The following is a 23,006-nucleotide window of genomic DNA, read 5'->3' as shown; positions in this document are numbered from 1 at the left end:
TAACGTAAATTGTCCTGTTTGCCTTATAAATGATTTTTTTCAATGTGTCTGGAGTTTTTCCATAGAATGTCATCGGGTGGGAAATGTAATATAGAACTAGTGATGCCTAAAAAATAGTATTCCATTTAAATGATTAAAAAAATGAATAAGTATTTAATAATATTGTTGTCTCTTTTATTCCCTTGTGTGCTTTTGGCTCAGAACAAGGGCATAAGAGCGGTTGATAATAAAGGTACAATTATTTATGTAGATCCAAGCAAATGGTATCAGGTGGGATCTAATCTATTTAATAAAAACACCAGCGGAAATGTAGCTATAGGAGTGGATACATTAAATATTCCGTCATTGTTCAATTCCCGCTTGTATATTAGTAATAATAACAGCACCACCATACCTGTATTAAAATTGGATACTCCTTTTGACGGAGAATTGACTGATAATGTACTCACATGGGATCCAGCTACCTTTTCAGTTAGAAAAATAAATATTACTAATTTATCGCCAAACGACTGGCATTTATTGGGTAATGCTGGAACTAATCCAAGTGTTAATTTCTTAGGGACTACTGATAACCAGGCATTACGTTTTAAAATAGACAATACCAACTCTGGTCTTCTCTCTAAAACCATGACAGCCTTTGGTTTTAGTGCATTAACCAATAGTACAGGCGCCAATAATACTGCATTTGGTATAAGTGCATTAACTTCTAATACATCAGGTCACGATAATACAGCTGTGGGTTCTAATGCATTAAGTACTACTGGTTCAACATTTAACAATACTGCTGTAGGTACTTCGGCGTTGGCTCTTAATACAGGCAGCTACAATACTGCAATAGGTAGTTTTGCAATAGGCACCGGTGGAGGATCAGGGGGTAACAATACAGCTGTAGGTAATGCTGCATTGTCAAAAAACACATCAGGAAATTACAATGTGGCTATAGGAGCATCTGCATTAAATTCCAATACAGTAGGTATCGATAATATAGCTATTGGCGGTAATGCATTAGCGGCAAATGTCTCCTCTATCAACAATGTGGCTATAGGCAGCAGTGCTTTAGGTGCATTTGCAGGTACTGGCGTAAATAATTTGGTTGCTGTAGGCTATCAGGCTTTACAGTTAGCCCAAAGTGGAAATTCTAACACTGCGATAGGCTACCAGACGCTCCAAAACACTAATGCTGGTACTGCAAATGGAAATACGGCAGTAGGATCTACAGCTTTAAAGGCAAATACAACTGGGGCTGGCAACACTGCTTTAGGATCTGCGGCTTTATCTAATAGTACGTCGGGTACCTCCAATACAGCTCTTGGATCGGCGGCAATGAGCAGTAGTACTGGTTCAACCAGCTACAATGTGGCTGTAGGAAATAGTGCTATGCTTTTTGCAGCTGGTGCCAATGCAAAATATAATGTGGGGATAGGAGCTAGTGCACTTAGCGGACCTACTTTTTCAGGTGCCTATAATATTGGAATAGGTTCTGCATCTGGTTTTACCACTACTACAGGCGGTTATAATATACTTATAGGCAGCAATGAAAATAGTAATGCAAATGCGTCATCAGCTACAGTAAGTAACGAACTAAACATAGGTAATACATTATATGGTACAAATGTAAATGCTAATATAGCTAACCAGGGTAAAATAGGTATTAATACTAATGCTCCTCAGGCAGCTTTACATGTTGTTCCTTATCTCGTAGGTCCTACAGATAACCCTGTTCGTATAGAAGGGCTTAAAACTGGTCTTACAACAGATAATATTGTAACAGCAGATGCAAGCGGTAATTTAAGAACCATTGATCCTGCTTCCTTGGTTCCAGCAACAACAGTTTCAAATACTTCTGCAATCAATGCTCTAAGTACTACAGTAAACGGAGTAACAGGAGCTGACGTGAATATTATTAATGATAATACTTTAACCGCTGCCAATGGCAACCTAATATCAACTGTAAACGGCGTTGCAACACCAGCAGTTCCTGTACTAATTGCAGCGGACAATGGTCTAACAGTAACTAATGGCAAGGTACAATTAGGCGGAACACTGATACAGCCTACTACAATAAATACTAACAGCAATAATTTTGCAATTACTAATCTTCCGACCGGAGCAGCATCAGATAAACTTGTAGCTATTGACCCTGCAAGCGGGGTTTTAAAAACGGTTACTCAGGCAATGTGGTCTATAATAGGCAATGCTGGCACAACTCCAGGTACTAATTTCCTAGGTACTACCGATGACCAGTTTTTAATGTTCAAGGTTTTTAACAACAAAGCCGGTATGGTTTCTTCTGCCACTAAAGGTAATTTGAATACTACTTTAGGGTATCTAACACTCAACAATTGGACAGGTATATCGCCAAATAATGGTGCAGAGAATACCGCTATTGGAAACAATGCATTACCTGCAGGCGGCGGAGCCAGCGATAATACTGCCATTGGTTATGGGGCTTTATTCAAAGCAACATCAAATGCTAATACAGCAATAGGTGCCTTGGCAATGAATAATTATACTACCTCTTCACCTGCTGCTAGTGCTGGATGGAATACTGCTGTAGGTTATCTTGCAATGTCAGGCCAGAGCACCAACACTGTTCCTGTTACGGGGGCATACAACAATGCTTTTGGTTCAAGTGCGCTTCATGATAATACTTCCGGTACGGGTAATGTAGCTATTGGAGCTAATGCATTGTCCATCAATTCAAGTGGAAACTACAATGTAGCTATAGGCCACGGTGTTGGTTCTACAGGAGCAATTGGTACAGGTACAGGCAACTCCAATATTCTAATTGGTGGAGGAACTTCATCAATTAATGTCAGTACATCTACAGCAACTGTCAGCAACGAAATGAACATTGGTAACACTTTGTTTGGTACTGGTGTAAATGGTGCGGCAGGAGGAACTGCCGGAAGAATTGGTATTAATACTAATTCGCCAGCCAATACTTTGCACATTAGCTCAACTGCAGATCCAATTCGGGCTGAAGGCTTGCAGACAGGAGCAGTAACAGATAATTTTGTAGTAGTTAATGCTAGTGGTGTCTTTAAAACAATTGCTCCAAATACTGCAAACTATTGGAGAATGACCGGTAACGGCGGGACCGATTCGTCGATTAATTTCTTAGGAACTACTGATGGCCAGCCTTTAATGTTCAGAATTAATAATGTAAAAGCCGGAATGTTATCTCAAACCGGAACAACAGCTTTTGGACTTCGAGCATTGTCCAATTCAGTTGGAACCAATAATACAGCTTTTGGGCATAACACCTTAACAGGTTCTGCAAGTGGTACTGGAAATGTTGCAGTTGGATATAAAGCCTTAGAAGTTAATACCGGTAATTTTAATACAGCAATGGGAGTAGGAGCGCTTATTGTTAATACCTCTGGAAATCAAAATGTAGCTATTGGTAATACAGCACTTGGTGTTTTGGCCAGTGGTACGGGGAATACAGCTTTAGGATATCAGGCTGGAATGAATTTAACATCAGGAAGTCAAAATATTATTATTGGAAATACTGTAGATCTTCCGGCAGCCACGGGAAGTAACCGTTTAAACATTGGAAATGCAATTTTTGGTACAGGAGTAAATAATTTAGGGTCGTTGGCTAAACAGTCGAAAATTGGAATTAATATTGATACGCCGACTAATACCCTTCATGTTTCACCACAGACTATTGGTACTGATGATCCCATACGTGTTGAAGGATTAAAAAGCGGCAGTACAACAGATAATTTAGTTGTGGCAGATGTTACTGGAGTATTTAAAACAATTGCGCCATCAACATTAGCTGTTGAACCTTGGCATGTAGAAAATTCAGCAGCATTGGCTACTACAAACACTCAAAATATTTATCAAAACGGTAACGTAGGTATTGGAGATTTTAATGCTGCTGTTCCTTTAGCAAAATTAGATGTACGTGGTGCTGTAAGAACTGGTCTGCCAGATTCAGCTCTAACAATTGGTTCGAATTCTTTTGCAGGAGGAAACGGAATGGAAGCCTCCGGAATTAATTCTTTTGCATTTGGGGCAGGACATACAAGCCCTACTACAAGTACATATTATCCTCCTGGCAAGGCTACTGGAGAATCTTCTGCAGCTTTTGGTACCTCTACTGCCAGTGGAGCACTTTCATTTGCCTCCGGAAATGGGAATACGGCATCGGGAAACTATGCCGCTGCTTTTGGTCAGGGTAATTTTGCCACAGCCCGATTTTCAGTGGCTGTAGGACAAAATAATTACATAAAAGATGCCGCTATGCCGGCACCGCCAGCGCCCTACGTAGTTGCGCCAACGCTTGGTGCAGGACCCGCTACTGTTTCATTTGCGGCAGGCTATAACAATCAAATAGCGGCTTCAAATGCTGCTGCATTTGGAGCGAGTAATATTGTAAATGGTCAAAGTTCTGTGACAATGGGGGTTGGAAACACCACAGGAGCTTCTGCAATAGGTTCAGCAGCAATGGGTAGTACCAATTATTCTATGGCGTTATACTCGGTAACGATGGGATTAAACAATACTATTGCTGTAACAAATGGGAATTACAGTCTTGCAGTTGGCAATGGTAATTTTATTGGTGATGCTGCCACGGCTAATTCCTCTTTTACAGCCGGAGCGGGTAACCATGTTAATAGTTCATATTCAACCGCTTTAGGTCAGAATAATAATATTGGCAGTACAAGTACTTTTTCAACAATAATGGGGAACAACAATATCATTAATAGTAACAGTAGTAATACTACTATTATGGGGCAGAGCAATACAGTGTCATCGCAATATAGTACCATAAGCGGATTTAATGCCGTTATTCCCGCCTCTATGCCAGGATCAACAATAATGACTGATTTTTCTTCTGGAGGAACTGTTACTGCTACAGCGTCTAACCAATTTACAGGAATGTTTAATGGTGGCTACAGATTGTTAACCAATAGGGTTGATTTAAATAAGGGAATGGTAATGGATAATTTAGGCAATGCAACTTTTAGCGGTATTGTCACTCCTAGTGCGGTAGTACTTCCTTCCGATGTACGATTGAAAAAAGACATCCAAACCTTAACAGGTGTGTTGAATAATATCAAACAGCTAAGAGGAGTGACCTATTACTGGAAAGATGCTTCAAAAGGGACAGATCTTCAGCTTGGTATGATCGCACAGGAATTAGAAAAAGTATATCCCGAACTCGTTATTACCAATAAAGAAACTGGATTTAAAGCTGTGAATTATGCTCAGTTTACAGGAGTATTAGTTGAAGGTATTAAAGAACAGCAGACTCAGATAGAAGATCTGAAATCTGAAGTAGAAACCCTTAAAAAACAAATGCAGGAAATTAAAGATTTGTTGAAAAAGTAATAAAATGTATAGAATGGACTAGCTTAAAATTGAATAAGTTATGGGTACAGTAAAGAGATATATTTTAGTATTGTTTTGTATTCAAAATATAACCGCGCAGACTGTCAATACAGGGGTGTTAACTATTGAACCCAACACAGACTTTCTGACCTTTTTTGCCTTTGATAACAAGAGTAATGGAAATGTTTTACAAAATGGAAATTTTTATGCCTACTCAGATTTTAAAAATGACGGACTGTTTACCTATAGCAATTCATTGGATGGAAAAACTTTTTTTATTGGTAATTCCAATCAAATAATAGAAGGGGGATCCATTTCAGAATTTCAGAATATAGAATTCAATAATATTTCCAGTAAGTTTCCTTTTTCCTTAAAAACTACTATTGTTGTTAATAAACGGGCTTCATTCAGGAACGGAATTGTAGACGGATCTCATGATGAAGGAATCATGATTTTCAACGCAAATGCCTCCCATTCGCAAACCAGTAATTTAAGTTTTGTTGATGGAAGGGTAGAGAAAATAGGCACTGCAAAATTTGAATTTCCTATTGGCGATGATGTGTATTACAGACCATCTATGAATGATGCAAACAATAATTATAATAGATATACAACGGAATATTTTTTTGAAACTATAGGAAATATTCATCCGTACACCAGTAAAGAAGCAAGTATTGTAACCATAGATGAAGCTGAATATTGGAATTTAGCTCAGGAACAAGGAACAGATAAAGCGGTTTTAAGTCTTACCTTGGATAAAAATACAACACCCGCGATTTTCTTCCAGGAAACTAATGATACTGAATTAGCGATAGTGAGATGGGATACTGCGACATCTAAATGGATTAATGAAAAAGGCATGACAACAGATCTTCTGACTGGTGCTGAGTATACAAAACTCGTAACGACTCAGGTTAGTGGTTACGGTATTTTTACAATAGCGATAGTGCAAAAAGCTAATCCTGAACCACCCACTGATGAAATTATAGTGTATAATGCCATTTCTCCCAACGATGACGGGATGAATGATACTTTTCATATTAAAGGAATCGACAATTTCCCGGATAACAGGGTACAGATTTACAATCGATGGGGAGTTAAGGTGTTTGATGCAAAATCCTATAATGAAAGCGACAATATGTTTAGAGGTTATTCAGAAGGACGAGATACAGTCAGGAAAAATGACGGATTATCTGATGGAACGTATTTTTACATTCTCGAATATCAAAATGCAGGTAAAACAGTGAGAAGATCGGGTTATCTTTATATCAGTAAGGAGAATAAATAAAAAAGCGAGGTTTTTGCCTCGCTTTCATTATATTTTAAAAGTAATACCAAACGAATTTATTCTTTATTCAAAACGCTCTGGTATAATGCCGATCTAATATAGAAAATAGAACAATGTAATGAGTCTATATTGAATATATACAATCGGTATAAATTTAAGCTGTCTGATCATCTATAGTTGCATCAGGAGCATTTTTCTTTACAGATTCGATTCCGTTTTCTCTGGCGGCAGCACTTTCATACATTTCACTAGAACCAATAATTTGTCCGTTTCCGGCCTTTAAATTAAAGTAAGGTTTTCCGTTTTTAGCCTCTTTTCGGTCATAACGATTATCGTCAGCAGCATTGTTTTTTACAGACTCAATACCATTATTGCAGGCAGCTTTTGTAGTGTAACCTTCACTGGTTAGAATTGTCTGGCCATTACCAGCTTTTAAATTGAATTGAAACTCTCCGTTGGCTCTGGTTGTAATTACAAATTTTCCCATGTAGTTTATTATTAAAGTTAGGTAATATATTCATTTTGCTGAACATAAAAATACAAAACTTAGCTATATGATGAATAAGACAATAAAAAATAATCGTTTATAATTTGTTAAATGTTAACAGTGAAAGCTTAAGTTGGTACTAACTTGTTAAAATACAACATGTAAGAAAAATTGGTACATTTGAAATAACAATAAATACAAAGAGTATGAAAAAAACAGCCCTTCTACTGATTGCTGCAATTTGCACAATCTCTTGTAATTCAAATAAAAAAAAGGAAGAACTTCAAACAGCTGCAGCTGCAAAGGATTCTCTCAATTTAAAAACGGAAAATGTTTTGGTTTATGAAGGTTTACTGCCTTGTGCAGACTGCAGTGGTATTCAGACGGTACTTAAGATTGATATGGGAAACGGGACCATGGAAGGACAAAAGTTTGAAGTATCCAGTATTTATAAAGGCAGATCACCTGAAAAAAAGTTTGTGGAAAAAGGAAGTTTTAATACCGAAAGAGGTTTGGAAAATGATCCCAACGGAACCATTTTTATTCTCAATTGGAATAAACCGGCTGCTGAACAGATCTATTACGGTTATTTCAGTTCAGATATCAAAAAGATTTATATGCTGGACAGAGATAAAAGAATTATTAAATCGAAGCTGAACTATACGCTCGAAATGAAAAATTAAAATTGATATTTTTCCGGATTTTACAGGAGAATAGGATAAACTTAACGGCTTTCCTGCTGTGAGGTTTATAATATTTTTTATTTTTAGAGTATTAAAAACATCTTCAGTCTTATTTTTACGGGAGAGTATTTATTTTATGAAAGAAATCAGCGAAATTTTAAAAGCGTATTCAAAAGCAAAATCAGAAGAAAAGAAAACAACTTTAGCAACAGTCGTCAAAGTTGAAGGATCATCGTATCGACAACCCGGAGCCCGCATGCTTGTTACTGAAGATGGTCAGTTAACAGGAGCGATAAGCGGAGGCTGCCTCGAAGGAGACGCACTTCGAAAAGCATTGCTTGCTATTCATCAAAAACAGAATAAATTGATTACGTATAATACCAATAATGAAGATGATGCTGAACTCGGTTTACAGTTGGGCTGCAACGGAATTGTACATATTCTTTTTGAATTTATTGACGATGAACAGTCAAATAATCCAATACAGCTTTTACAACAATTAGAATTAGAAAGAAAAGAAGCGGTTATTGTTACCGTCTTTTCACTTAGAAGAAATGCTTTTCAAATAGGAACAACCTTATTCTTTAGGAAAGATAGTCCGGTAATGAATCATAATGGCGAAGTATTAAATTTGATTGCTTACGCGAAAGAAGTGTTGCAAACCAAAACTTCAGTAGTAAAAAAACTTCAAACTGAAAATGAGGCTTTGATTGAATACATTAATCCGCCAATTTCGCTGGTGATTGCGGGAGCCGGAAATGATGTACAGCCTTTAGTGAAAATGGCCTCTATATTGGGCTGGAAAATTACTATTGGCGACGGACGCGCCACACATACTACCGAAAAGCGTTTTCCAAAGGCAGATACAGTTCAAACTGTTAAGTCGGAACAATTTCTGGAAAATATTATAATTGATGAACAGACTTATTTTGTTTTAATGACTCACAATTATAAATATGATTTAGCAGTTTTAAAACAGCTTTTAGAAACGAATTGTAAATACATCGGAATTCTTGGTCCTAAAACCAAATTAAACCGAATGCTGGATGATCTTGAAAACGAAGGAATAAATCTTAATGACGAACAATTGGAACGTATCTACAGTCCGATTGGTTTAGATATTGGAGCAGAAACTTCAGAGGAAATTGCTCTCTCAATTGTCGCAGAAATCAAAGCTTTTTCAGGAGGAAAGACCGGAACTTCTTTAAAATATAAATTGGGTAAGATCCATGATGAGGTGCCGCATGAAAGATAATTTTTTAAATAAAACAGGAATCATCATTTTGGCCGCTGGAAATTCTTCCAGACTAGGCCGTCCCAAACAATTACTGGAATACAAAGAATCGACACTTTTAAAAAATACAATTTCAGAAGCTTTAAAGATCGAAAATGCATTCACTTTAGTAGTAACTGGTGCAAACTATGAAACGATTGAAAATGACCTTAACTTTCCTGAAATAACAATTTGTTTAAATTCAGATTGGGAAAACGGTATGTCATCTTCAATTGTCAAAGGATTAAGTGAATTATTGAAATTACACCCGGATTGTGAGCAGTGTATATTTTCAGTCTGTGATCAGCCTTTTGTGACGAGTTTAGTATTTGAAAATCTTATAAAAGAACAGCACAAGACTCAAAAAGGAATTATAGCTTCTGCATATTCCGAAACTTTAGGAACTCCGGTTTTATTCGATAAAAAATATTTCAAAGAATTATTGGATTTAAAAGGACAGGAAGGAGCAAAAAAACTCCTTAAAAAATATGCTGAAGATACTGTCTCGATTTCTTTTGAAAAAGGGAATATTGATATTGATACTGAGGAAGATTATACTAAGCTGATTTCGTGAGTAGTTTTGCCACGAAGGCACTAAGGCGCTAATTTTTGTATTGTTATAAAGGCAATAAGTTTTTTATTAATTGCCTCCAGTTTTAACTGGAGGATATAATAAATTAACATTAAGAAAGGCTTTAGCCAAATAAGCAGGCTTGGCTAAAGTTTGGATTTTAATTGTTTTTTCTTATAATATTAAATTTTGTGACTTTGCAAGATAAAAAAACTTAGCGCCTTAGTGCCTTTGTGGCAAAACCAATTGCTGAGCCAAAGTTAAAACCCGCTCAACTGCAATATCAATTTCTTCATCAGTAGTAAATCGTCCCAAACTAAAACGAATAGAACTCAAAGCTTCTTCATCAGACAATCCCATTGCTTTCAAAACATGTGAAGGCTCCGAAGTAACCGCAGAACAAGACGAACCATTAGAAACCGAAATATTCCCCAAAGCCATAATAAGCTGTTCGGAATTCACGCCCGGAAAACAAATATTAGTAGTGTTATAAATTCGGTTTGGAATATTTCCGTTAACAAAAGAACCTTCAAATTGCAATAAGCCAAATTCGAGTTTATTTCGCAATAGATGAATTCTATTTGAATCTTTTTCTAATTCATTTACAGCTATTTCAGATGCTTTACCTAAACCGATAATTCCGGGAATATTTAATGTTCCACTGCGTAATTTTCGCTGCTGTCCTCCGCCTAAAATCTGTGGAATTAATTTTAATTTGGCTTTCGCCGAAATATACAAAGCACCAATTCCTTTTGGCCCATAAAATTTATGAGCAGATAAAGTTAAAAGGTCAATTCCTAAAGCTTTGACATCAATCGGAATTTTACCAACTGCTTGTGTCGCATCGCACATAAAAAGTACATTTTTGCTTTTGAGTATTTTAGAAATTTCGCTGCTATTTTGTATGACACCGGTTTCATTATTAGAAAACAATCTAATGAAAATCAGAGTTTTATCGGTTATGGTCTCGTTTAAAAGATTAAGGTCTAAAAGTCCGTCTCTGCCAACCTCTAAATAACTGACTTCAAAACCATTACTTTCCATAAAACGACAAGTTTCAAGAACTGCCTTATGTTCTGTAGAAACAGTAATAATATGTTTTTTATCTTGATTTACCAGACCTTTAATCGCCAGATTAATTGCTTCTGTAGCACCGGAAGTAAAAATAATTTCTTCAGCATCGGCATTAATTAAATCAGCAACTTGCCAGGCAGCATTTTCTACAGCTTCGTTGACCGTTAATCCAGCAATATGACTGCTTGTAGAATTGGCATACAAATCAGTAAAATACGGAAGCATAGCATTCAAAACACGTTCATCAACACGAGTGGTGGCGTTATTATCCAGATAAATAGATTGCTGATTTGACATATAAAAAACTTAATCTCGTAAAAATACAATTTTGATGGGTTTTCTAACCGCAAAGCACGCAAAGATTTTAATCTTATGTCATGCTAAATGATCGCAAAGTTCGCAAAGCTGGAATCGATAAAGCTTTGCGAACTTTGCGTTTTATTAAGGTGTAAATAGTAAAAAAAACTTGCGTTCTTTGCGGTTAAATAAAAATTGTAATTATTCTAAATAAGCCTAATGTTTGAATTTCATAACTTTTTGTGATTTAAGATTGTTAAATTTGTTAGAATACCCAAGTGATTTTGCTAATTTAAAATAGATAGAATGGCTTCTAAAAAAAACAATCCGAAAGAAGTATCGGAGAATGACTCCAATTCCCGTCGTGACTTTATAAAGAAATCTGGACTTTTTACTGCGCTGGCTTTTACACCGCCTTCATTGGTGATGGCTTCAGAAAATAAATGGGATGAGAAAATAGCGGAGTATTTAGAAACAGTACCGCTATCTATTGAAGTAAATGGTAAAAAACACAATCTTAATATCGAGCCCAGAACTACTTTGCTTGATTTGCTAAGAGAGCAATTACAGCTTACCGGAACCAAAAAAGGTTGTGATCATGGACAATGTGGTGCCTGCACAGTCCATGTAAACGGAACCCGAATTTTATCGTGTCTGACTTTGGCATCCATGCAGCAAAATGCGCAGGTTACTACAATCGAAGGTCTTTCGAAAGGAAAAAAATTACACCCAATGCAGGAAGCATTTATCAAACATGATGGTTTTCAGTGCGGATATTGTACGCCTGGACAAATCATGTCGGGAATTGCCTGTATCAAAGAAGGACATGCCAACAACAGAGAAGAAATTAGAGAATATATGAGTGGTAACATCTGCCGATGCGGTGCTTACCATAATATTGTAGACGCTATAACTGAAGTGAAGGAAGGAGGGAAGGAGTTATGAAAAATTTTCAAATAATTAGAGCTTTATCGTCAAGAACAGCCGTAACGAATATCAGCAAAGAAAAAGAAGCGATGTTTATCGCTGGCGGAACAAATCTGGTGGATTTAATGAAAAAGAATGTTGTGGCACCAGATAAATTAATTGATATCAACGGTCTGGATTTAAAGAAAATAGAATTCCTAAAAGGTAAAGTTTCGATAGGTGCTTTGGCAAAAAACAGTCAGGTTGCCGAAGATGCGATAATAAAAGAAAAACATCCTTTATTGTCTTTAGCTTTAGCAGCAGGAGCTTCACAACAAATCAGACATATGGCGACTGTTGGCGGTAATATGCTGCAGAAAACCAGATGTTCTTATTTTTATAATACTGATATGCCGTGTAATAAAAGAACACCTAAAAGCGGTTGCGGTGCTATTGGCGGTTCCAACAGAATGCATGCTATTTTTGGAGCTTCAGACAGTTGTATTGCCGTTCATCCAAGTGATATGTGTATTGCTTTAGCAGCTTTAGATGCACAGGTTTTAGTTGAAGGATCAAAAGGCAAAAGACAAATTAAATTTACAGATTTTCATCGTCTGCCGGGAAATATGCCTGAAAAAGACAATACTCTGGAAGCAAAAGAATTGATTACTTCTGTTGAAATTCCAGATCATAATTTTACTAAAAACGTGCACTATCTAAAGGTTCGTGACAGAACGAGTTATGCTTTTGCATTAGTTTCTGTTGCTGCAGCATTAGATTTGAAAAATAATGTAATAAAAGATGTTAGACTTGCCATGGGTGGTGTGGCGCATAAACCATGGAGATTGACTGAAGCTGAAGAATTTCTAAAAGGAAAAACAGTTTCAGAAGAAGTTTTTAGACAAGCAGGCGATTTAGCAATGAAAGGAGCCAGAACTTACGGCGGAAATGATTTTAAAATTACGCTTGGAGCTAATACCATAACAGAAGCACTTACTATAGCAGCATCAAAATAATTAGAATTATGAGCAAGACAAGTAATATTAATAGAGTTGACGGATTTGCTAAAGTAACGGGTTCTGCAACGTACTCGGCTGAATATAAAACGCCTGGAGTAGTCTACGGTTGTTTGGTCGGAAGTACTATTGCCAAAGGAAGAATAAAAAGTATTGATACTAAAAAAGCAGAATGGGCGCCGGGAGTTTTGGCGGTAATTACGCATTTAAATGTCGATAAACCTTCTGGCTATCAAAAAGCAAAAGACAAACGTAATTTTGGACAGCCTCTACAGATTTTTAAAGATGATTCGGTATTGTATTACGATCAGCCAATTGCTCTGGTTATTGCAGATACTTTTGAACGTATGCAATATGCTGCGAGTTTAATCAAAGCAGATTATTTTAAAGAAGAGCATTCAACAGATCTTCAAAAAGCAGCTGATAAAGAGAAAAAAATAGATACCGAAAAAGGAAACGATTACCATCGTGGAGAACATGACGGTTATAAAAATGCAGAAGTAGTTTTTGAAGCCGAATATACAATTCCGACTGAAGTTCATAATCCGATGGAATTAGCGAATATCATCGCGAAATGGGATGGAAATAAACCGACTTTATATACCAAAAGTCAGGGAGTAGAAGGAACAAGAAGAAGTGTTGCCGGAGTTTTTGATGTTCCTGTCGATGATGTTTCAGTGTTTTCAGAATATTTAGGAGGTGCATTTGGAATGGGATTACATACCTGGCCTTATGAAATTGCTGCTTTGATGGGCGCAAAGAAACTAAATCGTCCAGTAAAATTGGTTTTACATCGTGAACAAATGTTTACTAATGTTGGATTCAGACCTTTTACAATTCAGAAAATGGGTCTTGGAGCAACAAAAGCAGGAAAGCTGACTGGTTTGACTCATGAAGCGGTAGCCATGACTTCCAGCTATGAGGATTTTATGGAAGGAACCGTAAACATGTCCCGTTTTATTTATGATTGTGCCAATGTTTCAACACGTTATAGAATTGTGCCTTTGGACACTTGTACGCCAATCTGGATGCGTGGTCCAGGAGAAGCAACGGGTTCATTCGCTTTAGAATGTGCGATGGATGAAATGGCATATAAATTAAACTTAGATCCGATTGAATTCCGCAAGCTGAATTATGCTGAAAAAGATTTGGAACAAAATAAACCGTGGAGCAGTAAATACCTTCTGGAATGTTATGAAGGCGGAATGGAACGTATTGGCTGGAAAAATCGTAAAAATGAACCCGGTTCAGTAAAAGAAGGAAACTGGTTGGTTGGCTATGGAATGGGAACGGGGACTTTTGGCTGTTACAGAAGTCCAACTTCAGTAAAAGCAAAATTTTTACCAGATGGTAATTTAGTGCTGCAATGTAGTGTTAATGACATGGGACCAGGAACAGCAACAATGATGACGGCTATTGGTGCAGAAATAACAGGGCTTCCTGCTGAAAATGTTATTGTTGAAATGGGAAAAAGCGGTTTGCCAAAAGGTCCAACTCAAGGAGGATCGGCTACGACTTCATCTGTTGGTTCTGCAGTTCATGATTCTTGTAATTTATTGGTTAGTAAAGCCTTGGAATTGGCAGCTCAAAATCCGGTTTTTAAAGGAATCGCTATTACTGATTTAACTTTTTCAAATGGTTTGATTTCTGCTAAAAATAATAGTTCGAAGTCTGTTACTTTGGCCTCTTTACTTACTGCTAACAAGTTAGAAGGATTAGAAGTCGAAAATCTGTCTAAAGCGGCAGAAGAAGCGAAGAAATATTCCATTTATTCTTTTTCAGTGCACTTTGTAAAAGTTTTGGTGAATCCGAATTTGGGTAAAATACGATTGGCACATGTGGTTTCTTGTGCTGATATTGGAACCGTTATCAATCAGAAAACGTCTGCCGGACAAATGTTTGGCGGTGCAGTAGGAGGAATCGGAATGGGATTGATGGAAGCTTTAGAAATCGATCATCGTTTTGGACGTCCAATCAATAATAATTTTGCGGATTATCATGTACCTGTGCATGCTGATATTGAAAAACAGGAAGTTTTCTTCGTTAATAAAAAAGATCCAATTAGTAATCCAATGGGAACAAAGGGATTAGGAGAAACCGCTTTAGTAGGAATGGCACCTGCAATTGCAAATGCCGTTTTCAATGCAACCGGAAAGCGAGTTAGAGATTTACCGATCACATTAGATAAAATTATAGAAACCGTTAAGGTTTAAAAACAAAAAGAGACATTGAAAAATGTCTCTTTTGTTTTATGCCCCTATTTTAAACATAGCCCGTGGTTGAAACCACGGGCTATGTTTATGACGGATTGTATTTAGAAATGCGGAAAAATATTTAAAAAAGCATTTATCAGTTTACAGCAATGGGGCTGTTTCTTTCTAAATATTTTCTCAACAGTATCATTAAAAAAGCTAATGTTCCAAATATCATAGTAAGCCAAGGGGTGTATTGGACACCTTTACTAATGATAATCCATCCTCCAACTGTTGTACCTAAAGTAACTCCCAGATTCCCAAAAGAAGTAGCAAGACTATTCGCAAATTCCAGCGAATCAGGTGCCGATGAAATCATATAAGTCGAAGCATTCAGAAAACTGGGAGAATATAAAAATCCCCAAAGTGCCACAACAAAAATAATGGCAATTGTATTGGAACCGGAAAAATAAAGTAATATAGGAATAATGATTGTTCCCGATAAAAACAGGGCTGTTGTATGGGCTATGTTTTTATTTAGCATTTTTCCGGATACACGATTAGCAATGACGCCTATTACCCCAAATATAAAAAGCATATAACTTACCATTGTATTGTCCATTCCTTTGGCTTTATTCAAATATTCGGCAAAATAACTGTAAGTAGAGAACCAGGCTGCTATCATAAAGAAATTCATTGCCGTACTTATGATAAAAATAGGTTGCGTTAGTATTTTCAGCTGACTAGAATATGATTTTTTTTCTGTAATAGGCATTTTGGGCAGAAAAAAATAGATTATCAGTAAAGCGATAATACTTACAAGTGATTGAATCATAAAAGAATACTGCCACGAAAAGATGCTGGCTAACCAAGTCGCAAACGGAACTGTAGAAACCATTGCAATTGCAACACCACTAAAAACAATACTCATCAGTTCATTTTCCTGTTTTTTATTGCCTACTGAAACAGCTACAGATAAAGCTGTGGCAATATAAACAGGCTGTAAAAATGCCGGAAGTATTCGAACCAGCATCAGTAACCAAAATGGTGGAGAAAATGATGAAATAATTCCTGTAAAAAGAAAGATAATTAGTGATGTAAGCATTATTTTTTTACGATCAAAACCTGAAGTGAGTAAGGTCATGAAAGGACCTGTTAAGGCAATTACTAAAGCAAAAGCACTGAGTAGCATTCCCGCTTTATCAATACTTAAATTATAATGTTCGGCAATCTGAGGCAGAATCCCAATTACACCAAATTCTGTAGTGATAACAGCAATAAAACCTAAACATCCGATGTACGCGTATTTTTTCATTTTGTTAAAACAGTATTATTTAAAAAATCTACTATATCCTGCATCAAAATTTTAGACTCACCAATAAATCCTCCCATTTGAAAGAAACCATGAGTAGTTCCCTTGTATAGATTTAATTTTGTATTTCCTTGAGCTTCTTTTATTTTTTCCGCATATTGAATCGCTTCATCTCTTAACGGATCATATTCTGCCACAGCGATAAATGTAGGTGGCAGTCCTGATAAATCATTTGCCAGTATAGGGATAGCATCTGGATTATCTACATGTTCTTTGGGTAAATACCAATCCCATGCTTGGATTCCACCTTTTAAATCGAGCAGAGGTCCGTTTTGAAATTCGATCCATGATGCTGTTTTTAAATCATTGCTTGTTACGGGATATATAAGTAGTTGTGCTGCAATTTTACTTCTGAATTTTCTTGTAATTGATGAAGCCAAAGCACCACCCGCACTGTCACCTGCAACGATTATTTTTTCTGGATTAATATTAAGTGATAAGGCATTTTCAATCACCCATTTTACAGCAAATTCACAATCGTGTAATCCTGCCGGAAAAGGATATTCTGGTGCAAGTCGATAATCTACCGCAATTATGGTTGATTGTGCTGCATTAGCCAGTTGTCGTAAAGGTGTGTCGTGTGTTTCAAGATTTCCGGCATTAAACCAGCCACCGTGAAAATAAATAATTACAGGTTGTTTGTCATTATCGTTTGGACGATAAATTCGTAAGCTAATTGCATTATCAGCATTTGATAATGTCTGTTCTGTAATTTGAAATACGGTTTCTTTTTCTCCAGCCAGAGGTGTAAATTTTTCGTAAAAAGCCCTGTTTGCCTCCCATGGATTTAGATTCTCATCTATTTCAATTTTTTGTATAAAGTCCAATACATCTTGTACTTGTTTTGATAGTATCATATTATTTTTATTAGGATGATGGACAAAATTATTTCACAATCCCTAAATTTGTATGGTACACATTCAAATGTATGGTACTAACAAATTTGTAAGTAATGGGAAAAAGAAAGGAAAATTCAACTAATATGTTGAATGAGAACTATATCACAGAAAGCTGTAATTTAACTTATGCAGTATGTAAAATAGGAGGAAGATGGAAGTTGTTAATCCTTTGCAAGCTTGAAAATGGAAAATTACGTTTCAGTGAATTACGCAATCAAATAAAAGGCATTACAGAACGTATGCTGACTCTTCAATTAAGAGAACTTGAAAAAGAAGGTTTGATTAAAAGAACTGTTTATGCAGAAGTTCCTCCAAGAGTAGATTATGAGTTAACCGAAATTGCTAAAGAATTAGTTCCTATATGGAATCAATTGAGTAATTGGGGAGCAAAACATAAGGAAATTCTATTGTCATCAGTTTCTTCTTCTATATAAAAAACATAGCCCGTGGTTGAAACCACGGGCTATGTTTTTAGAGAATTATATTTTTAAAACTGATTAATTATTTAACCGTAATTGGTAATTCAGCAGTTGTTTTATCCCAGCCAATCACAAGATTTGCAATATTGCCTTCAGTAGTAAAAGCAATTGATAAAGCCTCGATTGGAGTAGAAACTGGCTTAACAGGAACAGAAACTCTTACAACGTCTTTGCTTTCATCATAAGCATAACCACCCCATAAGTCTAATTCTTTATTGATAATGATAGTCCATTTGTCTTTTTCAGGAATAGCAAATAAACTGTAGTAACCTGCAGGAACTTTTTTACCGCCGATAGTTACGTCTTTGTAAAATTTAATTTCTGTGTTTTCATTAGCACCAACTCTCCAAACTTCACCAAATTTTACAACGTCGCCAAAAATAGTTCTTCCTTTTGCAGAAGGTCTTGCATAAGTAACTTTTACAACTGGATTTGGATTATCTGTTTTTTTGAATTTAACAGCCTTGTTTGGGAAATAAGAAATATCAACCGGACTTGCATCAAGTGGAGCAAATTTTACTACATCTTGAGCCTGAACTGTAAAAGCAGCAAATAAAGTAACTGCCAGTAAGCATAATTTTTTCATAGGATTACAATTTTTAGAATAACTACAAAGTAAATTAATAATGAAGAAAAATCATATAATTCCAGTTTGTTTTTTGTTAATGAATTGGTAATAGGCAATAATTTTTATTGCTCTTTTTTCTTTTTCGCATACCAATCCTGCATGATGTAAAATGCTTTTTTCTTCTCTCCATCATTTGAGATTAAACCTTTACGATTATAACCATCCTGAATTCCTGGAAGCAATCTTTTCGGCGATCTGAAATCAACCAGAATCCATGGACTTGTGCCACTTAAGTGAGGAATTTTTTCAATCATTTTTAAATTCTGAATATATAGATATTCCTGATATTCTTCTGTCCAACGTTCGTTTTTCTCTCCATGAAAACCAGCTTTGGCATCACCTCCAAATTCAGAAACAAAGACAGGTTTGTTGTATGGTGTTGTCCAAAATGTTTTTTCAGCATTTTCTAAATTACCGCCGTACCAGCCTAAATATTGGTTGAAAGCAATAATGTCAAGCGATTTACCAATTTCATCATCAATTTTTCCATTATGTGATAATAAGGCTGCACTGATTAATCTTGTATCATCTAATGATCTTGTATGAGCTACCAAATTTGTGATAAAAGTATTTCGTGCATCAGAAACCGGAGTTTCATTAGCCATAGACCAAATAACAATACTGGCTCTGTTTTTATCTCTTGTAATCGCAGCGGTTAACTGATCCTGGGCATTTTTATAAGTGTTTTCATTTTTAAATTCAACGGTCCAGTAAACTGGAATTTCTTCCCAAACCATTAATCCCATTTTATCGGCTTCTCTAACCATGTTTTCGTTATGCGGATAATGTGCCAGACGAACATAATTACAGCCTAGTTCTTTAGCCCAGTTTAATAAACGTAAAGCATCTTCCTGAGAATTGGCACGTCCGCCTTTTGCGTTTTCCTCGTGAATCGAAATGCCGCGTAAAAAGACAGGTTTTCCGTTTAAAAAGATTTTATCTTCTTTTGTTTCAATCGTTCTGAAACCAATTTTATCATTTAATTTTTTCCCGTTAAAGTCAACAGTCACGTCATATAACTTTGGATTTTCCGGTGACCAATAGGAGATTTTTTTTCCCGGAATTTCAAAATTTAAAATTCCATCAGCACCAATTTTTCCTTTGTAATTGATTTTTAATTCCGGAATAGAAATTGCAACCAGGTTTTGTGCCGGATTGAAATTATTGATTTTAATAAAACCGGAAATAATATTTGCATTTCCTTTCTTCAGTTGAATATTGTAATCTTCTACAAAAGAATTTTCTTCTTCAATTAAAGTTACATCACGCGTAATACCACCGTAATTCCACCAATCGGTATTTACTGTCGGAACATCTTCTTTATGGCGTGTATTATCTACTTTAATAACCAGATAATTTCCGGTAGGTTTTACAATTGAAGTAATTTCATAATTGAAAGGCGTAAAACCACCTTCATGTGTTCCCAGCTTTTTTCCGTTTAAATAAACATCGGCTTTGTAGTTAATGGCTCCCAAATAAACAAAAAGACGTTTGTTGGCAGCTAAATTATAATCAAAAGACTTTTTGAACCACACATTGCCTTCGTAATATTTTAATTCCGTAACCTGCGAGTTCCAGTCACCCGGAATATTGATTGTTGGTGATTTATCAAAATCATATTCTACTAATTCCTGCTTGTTTTGAGCATGATAATTCGTAAAAAAAGCTCCTTTTGCCGGTTTTTCACTTTTATCATATTGATCAAGGTGGAAGCTGTAAAAACCTGTTTGATAAGGATCGACAATGTAATTCCATACACCGTTTAACGAAGTGGTATTTCGGTTTGGAACGTTTGATATTAGATTTTGTGCAGACGCCAAAACGGAAGAGGTTAGGAGTAATGCGGTTAATAGTTTTTTCATTTTTGTATTAATTTGTTTTTGTGTTTTTTGCCACGAAGGCGCTAAGACGCAATTTTTTTTAATGCCACAGATTAAAGGATTAGAATGATTTTGTTTCACGCAGATTATAAAAGATTTACGCAGATCAAAAATAAATTCTTCCTAATTTTAATATGCATCAAACGAAAAAACTTTGTGTCTTAGCGCCTTAGTGGCCAGAAAATCTTACTTTACAGGAATCTTTAAATATTCCCCTTTAAAACTTTGATTCAAAGCGGTCATTTCAATTGGCTTGCCTGAACCATCAGGAATCACTTCTATAGATGCTTTTCCATTTGCCATTCTGATGGATTCGCTTCCTGTTGGTGTTCCTTGATTTTTTAGTGTTTTACCACCTTTCAAACATTGGAAATAAACGCTTTCTTCGTAATCTAAACAACGCAAATTGTTATTGTCAATCGCAATCGCAGTTACTAAATAATTGCCGTTTTTTAGTTTCTCTGCAGATAATTGCAGGGAAGAAGCAGTATCATTTTTATTAAAACGATAATTTACTTTTATGGTATCAGAAACGGTTTTTCCATCTTTGTTTTTACCAATCGCAAGAAGAATATTTTCTCCTTTTTTGAAATTAACATCCCAAGTCAAACCATTGGCTGGATATAAGGAAAGATTACGTTGTTTTTCACCCAATGATTTTCCGTCATGGAATAAAGTTACTTTCTCACAGTTGCTGAATACGCTGATTGTTCTCGGTGTGTTTTCAGGTCCTTGACGTTCTGTCCAGGTATGTGATTCAATGTAGGTGAAAGGCTCTTTTGCCCAATAACTTTTAAAAACATAATAGGCATCTTTCGGATTTCCGTTGCGGTCGGTAAGTCCTTTTTGGTTCATGTACGGAATATCATCTTCAGGACGTAATGGTGTTGCAAAATCCTTAAAAGCCCATTGAATATTACCCACAAATGTTGGATCATTTTCGGAAACATGCAAATGCCAGTCAAATAAATCGACTATGTAATTCTCGCTCCAGTCACCAATTTGGGCAATATTCGCCACTTTAGTCTGAACAATGGCTTCTTCCCAACCTTCTGCTTTTATCACATTTTCTCCCGTAACAGGGTTTTCACTGTGACGACCTACGTGACTGTCACCGCCATATTCAGCATGAATAAAATGTTTGTATTCTTTTTTATAAGTGTTAATCGCTTTTTGGTAGCTTTTATAACTTCCTGAATACCATCCAGACCAGATAGAAGGAGAGAATACATCTACAATATGAGAACCTTCGTAATATTTTCTAATAGCCGTTTTTCGGGTTGGATCGAGTTTATGAGCCAGATCATTTAATTCGGTTAAGAAAGCATTGGTTCTTTGATCATTATCTCCATCAGCAAAATCAGGAAGCCAATTGATTTCGTTTCCTAAAGACCAGATAATAATACTTGGATGATTGTAATTCTGACTGATGATTTCTTCCAGCATGTTTTTGGTGTTGGTTTTCCAAACCTCATTTCCAATTCCGCCACGACACCACGGCAATTCATCCCAAACCAAAAGACCAAGTTCGTCACAGGCTTTATACACTTCAGGATCCTGTGGATAATGCGCTAAACGGACAAAATTCGCCCCCATTTCTTTGATCGATTTCATATCTGCCCAATGCTGTTCGTTGCTCATCGCAGCACCGACTCCGGCTTGTTCTTCATGGCGATGTGTACCGCGAATAAGTAAACGTTTTCCGTTAAGGTAAAATGGCCCATGATCTTTAAATTCAAACCATCTAAAACCTACTTTTTCAGAAACACTGTCTCGGATTTGATTTTTTTCTGATAAAACAGCTGTCAGTTTATATAAATTGGGCTTGTCAGTATCCCATAGTTCAGGATTTTTAATATTTTCGAAAGTAATTATTGAAGTTTTAGCTGAAACAGGAACGGTTTTGCTGACTATTTTTTTCCCTTTCGGATTTGAAAGCGTAACCGTTAACGATAAATCTTTCGAATTATCTGGGTTTACAAATGAAGAAACAATCTGTACCGAAGCTTTTTTAGCTGAAACTTCTGGTGTTGTAATTTTTATGTTATCAATATGATTTTTGTATTGTGAAACCAGCCATACATCGCGTGTAATGCCTCCGTAAATAAAGAAATCGCTTTTTTGAGATGGAATAATTTCGATATCGTAGCTATTGTCTACACGAACAAAAATATCATTGTTTCCTTCTTTGATGAAGTTGGTAATATCGATAGAGAAACCAATATAACCACCTATATGGCTTCCGGCTTCCTTTCCATTCACATACACATTTGTAGTGACATTTGAACCTTCAAAGTATAAAGAATAAACTCGGTTTTTGTCTATTTGAGGAATATCTAATTTCTTTTGATACCAGCTGGCATCACGACGATAACCGGGATACAAATCTGTTGCGTCTTCGGCGTTCCAGGTATGAGGTAAGTTTAGAGAAGTCCAGCCGGAGGCTTTTTGTGCTTCGTTTAGGTTTTGAGTATCATTTTCTAAATAGAGCCAGTTGTTATTGATATTCATCTTTGTCTGAGCAAAACTGCTGCTCAGACAAATCTGAAAAAAAACAAAAAGCGCAAAAATTGAAAATGTATCGTAATATCTTTTTTTCATAAGGTTATAAGGCT

The 23,006-nt window shown here is 36.2% G+C and carries 16 protein-coding genes; 9 read left to right on the top strand and 7 right to left on the bottom strand.

All coding sequences use genetic code 11. The annotated features are described in order from the left end of the window. The first annotated feature begins 141 nt into the window (after window positions 1–141). On the top strand, window positions 142–5,346 hold the full coding sequence (locus ACODST_RS10140; protein WP_488932000.1) for a tail fiber domain-containing protein: 5,205 nt from the start codon (window positions 142–144) through the stop codon (window positions 5,344–5,346). A 40-nt stretch (window positions 5,347–5,386) separates the two neighbouring features. Then, window positions 5,387–6,634 carry a T9SS type B sorting domain-containing protein gene (locus tag ACODST_RS10135; protein WP_488931999.1) on the top strand — a complete coding sequence of 416 codons (1,248 nt, stop codon included), beginning with the start codon at window positions 5,387–5,389 and terminating at the stop codon, window positions 6,632–6,634. Between the two features lie 154 nt (window positions 6,635–6,788). Here the strand turns inward: ACODST_RS10135 and ACODST_RS10130 are convergent, their stop codons facing one another. Continuing rightward, on the bottom strand, window positions 6,789–7,121 hold the full coding sequence (locus tag ACODST_RS10130) for a YegP family protein (protein WP_488931998.1): 333 nt from the start codon (window positions 7,119–7,121) through the stop codon (window positions 6,789–6,791). A gap of 206 nt (window positions 7,122–7,327) precedes the next feature. On the opposite strand from ACODST_RS10130, the gene ACODST_RS10125 reads away from it, so the two are divergent. From ACODST_RS10125 to ACODST_RS10115, 3 genes are all read left to right on the top strand, one after another. Next, window positions 7,328–7,804, top strand: a complete 477-nt coding sequence (locus tag ACODST_RS10125; RefSeq protein WP_488931997.1) for a copper resistance protein NlpE N-terminal domain-containing protein — start codon at window positions 7,328–7,330, stop codon at window positions 7,802–7,804. A gap of 136 nt (window positions 7,805–7,940) precedes the next feature. Continuing rightward, entirely contained in the window at window positions 7,941–9,059 is a 1,119-nt protein-coding gene (locus ACODST_RS10120; protein WP_488931996.1) for an XdhC family protein, read from the top strand. Continuing rightward, on the top strand, window positions 9,049–9,651 hold the full coding sequence (locus ACODST_RS10115; RefSeq protein ID WP_488931995.1) for a nucleotidyltransferase family protein: 603 nt from the start codon (window positions 9,049–9,051) through the stop codon (window positions 9,649–9,651). The genes ACODST_RS10120 and ACODST_RS10115 overlap by 11 nt, the downstream gene beginning before the upstream one ends. Before the next feature lie 219 nt (window positions 9,652–9,870). Here the strand turns inward: ACODST_RS10115 and ACODST_RS10110 are convergent, their stop codons facing one another. After that, window positions 9,871–11,019 (bottom strand): cysteine desulfurase family protein, encoded by a 1,149-nt coding sequence (locus ACODST_RS10110; protein WP_488931994.1) that lies wholly within the window; start codon window positions 11,017–11,019, stop codon window positions 9,871–9,873. Window positions 11,020–11,325: 306 nt separating this feature from the next. On the opposite strand from ACODST_RS10110, the gene ACODST_RS10105 reads away from it, so the two are divergent. Genes ACODST_RS10105 through ACODST_RS10095 form a run of 3 tightly spaced genes read left to right on the top strand, consistent with a single transcriptional unit; the run spans window position 11,326 to window position 15,154 of the window. Next, entirely contained in the window at window positions 11,326–11,964 is a 639-nt protein-coding gene (locus ACODST_RS10105) for a (2Fe-2S)-binding protein (protein ID WP_488931993.1), read from the top strand. Next, window positions 11,961–12,941 carry an FAD binding domain-containing protein gene (locus ACODST_RS10100; RefSeq protein WP_488931992.1) on the top strand — a complete coding sequence of 327 codons (981 nt, stop codon included), beginning with the start codon at window positions 11,961–11,963 and terminating at the stop codon, window positions 12,939–12,941. The genes ACODST_RS10105 and ACODST_RS10100 overlap by 4 nt, the downstream gene beginning before the upstream one ends. Window positions 12,942–12,949: 8 nt before the next feature. Continuing rightward, window positions 12,950–15,154, top strand: coding sequence for a xanthine dehydrogenase family protein molybdopterin-binding subunit (locus ACODST_RS10095; protein ID WP_488931991.1), 2,205 nt, complete (start codon window positions 12,950–12,952; stop codon window positions 15,152–15,154). 136 nt (window positions 15,155–15,290) lie between these two features. On the opposite strand, the gene ACODST_RS10090 is transcribed toward ACODST_RS10095, so the two are convergent. Beyond that, complete coding sequence (locus ACODST_RS10090) at window positions 15,291–16,448, bottom strand: MFS transporter (protein WP_488931990.1); 1,158 nt, start codon at window positions 16,446–16,448, stop codon at window positions 15,291–15,293. Further along, window positions 16,445–17,362, bottom strand: a complete 918-nt coding sequence (locus ACODST_RS10085) for an alpha/beta hydrolase (RefSeq protein WP_488931989.1) — start codon at window positions 17,360–17,362, stop codon at window positions 16,445–16,447. Before ACODST_RS10085 ends, ACODST_RS10090 begins: the two co-directional genes overlap by 4 nt. 95 nt (window positions 17,363–17,457) lie before the next feature. Between ACODST_RS10085 and ACODST_RS10080 the strand changes: the two genes are divergently transcribed. Beyond that, window positions 17,458–17,838, top strand: coding sequence for a winged helix-turn-helix transcriptional regulator (locus ACODST_RS10080; RefSeq protein WP_179005633.1), 381 nt, complete (start codon window positions 17,458–17,460; stop codon window positions 17,836–17,838). 67 nt (window positions 17,839–17,905) lie between these two features. Here ACODST_RS10080 and ACODST_RS10075 read toward each other — a convergent pair whose 3' ends face one another. The 3 genes from ACODST_RS10075 to ACODST_RS10065 all read right to left on the bottom strand — a co-directional run bounded on the left by ACODST_RS10075 (window position 17,906) and on the right by ACODST_RS10065 (window position 22,992). After that, a complete protein-coding gene (locus ACODST_RS10075; protein ID WP_488931988.1) occupies window positions 17,906–18,469 on the bottom strand; it encodes a DUF2911 domain-containing protein in 564 nt (187 codons plus the stop codon). 104 nt (window positions 18,470–18,573) lie between these two features. Then, window positions 18,574–20,373, bottom strand: a complete 1,800-nt coding sequence (locus ACODST_RS10070; protein WP_488931987.1) for a glycoside hydrolase family 2 protein — start codon at window positions 20,371–20,373, stop codon at window positions 18,574–18,576. Between the two features lie 204 nt (window positions 20,374–20,577). After that, window positions 20,578–22,992 (bottom strand): glycoside hydrolase family 2 protein, encoded by a 2,415-nt coding sequence (locus ACODST_RS10065; protein ID WP_488931986.1) that lies wholly within the window; start codon window positions 22,990–22,992, stop codon window positions 20,578–20,580. Window positions 22,993–23,006 lie beyond the last annotated feature (14 nt).

The organism is Flavobacterium sp. FG19, assembly GCF_057809475.1.
This window is presented reverse-complemented; position numbering and strand designations above follow the sequence as displayed.

Bases quoted from the DNA above. Each gene is read 5' to 3' on its own strand.
- ACODST_RS10070 (WP_488931987.1), bottom strand. From the start codon at position 20,373: ATGAAAAAACTATTAACCGCATTACTCCTAACCTCTTCCGTTTTGGCG.
- ACODST_RS10125 (WP_488931997.1), top strand. From the start codon at position 7,328: ATGAAAAAAACAGCCCTTCTACTGATTGCTGCAATTTGCACAATCTCT.
- ACODST_RS10135 (WP_488931999.1), top strand. From the start codon at position 5,387: ATGGGTACAGTAAAGAGATATATTTTAGTATTGTTTTGTATTCAAAAT.
- ACODST_RS10110 (WP_488931994.1), bottom strand. From the start codon at position 11,019: ATGTCAAATCAGCAATCTATTTATCTGGATAATAACGCCACCACTCGT.
- ACODST_RS10065 (WP_488931986.1), bottom strand. From the start codon at position 22,992: ATGAAAAAAAGATATTACGATACATTTTCAATTTTTGCGCTTTTTGTT.
- ACODST_RS10115 (WP_488931995.1), top strand. From the start codon at position 9,049: ATGAAAGATAATTTTTTAAATAAAACAGGAATCATCATTTTGGCCGCT.
- ACODST_RS10095 (WP_488931991.1), top strand. From the start codon at position 12,950: ATGAGCAAGACAAGTAATATTAATAGAGTTGACGGATTTGCTAAAGTA.
- ACODST_RS10100 (WP_488931992.1), top strand. From the start codon at position 11,961: ATGAAAAATTTTCAAATAATTAGAGCTTTATCGTCAAGAACAGCCGTA.
- ACODST_RS10080 (WP_179005633.1), top strand. From the start codon at position 17,458: ATGGGAAAAAGAAAGGAAAATTCAACTAATATGTTGAATGAGAACTAT.
- ACODST_RS10090 (WP_488931990.1), bottom strand. From the start codon at position 16,448: ATGAAAAAATACGCGTACATCGGATGTTTAGGTTTTATTGCTGTTATC.
- ACODST_RS10085 (WP_488931989.1), bottom strand. From the start codon at position 17,362: ATGATACTATCAAAACAAGTACAAGATGTATTGGACTTTATACAAAAA.
- ACODST_RS10075 (WP_488931988.1), bottom strand. From the start codon at position 18,469: ATGAAAAAATTATGCTTACTGGCAGTTACTTTATTTGCTGCTTTTACA.
- ACODST_RS10140 (WP_488932000.1), top strand. From the start codon at position 142: ATGAATAAGTATTTAATAATATTGTTGTCTCTTTTATTCCCTTGTGTG.
- ACODST_RS10105 (WP_488931993.1), top strand. From the start codon at position 11,326: ATGGCTTCTAAAAAAAACAATCCGAAAGAAGTATCGGAGAATGACTCC.
- ACODST_RS10130 (WP_488931998.1), bottom strand. From the start codon at position 7,121: ATGGGAAAATTTGTAATTACAACCAGAGCCAACGGAGAGTTTCAATTC.
- ACODST_RS10120 (WP_488931996.1), top strand. From the start codon at position 7,941: ATGAAAGAAATCAGCGAAATTTTAAAAGCGTATTCAAAAGCAAAATCA.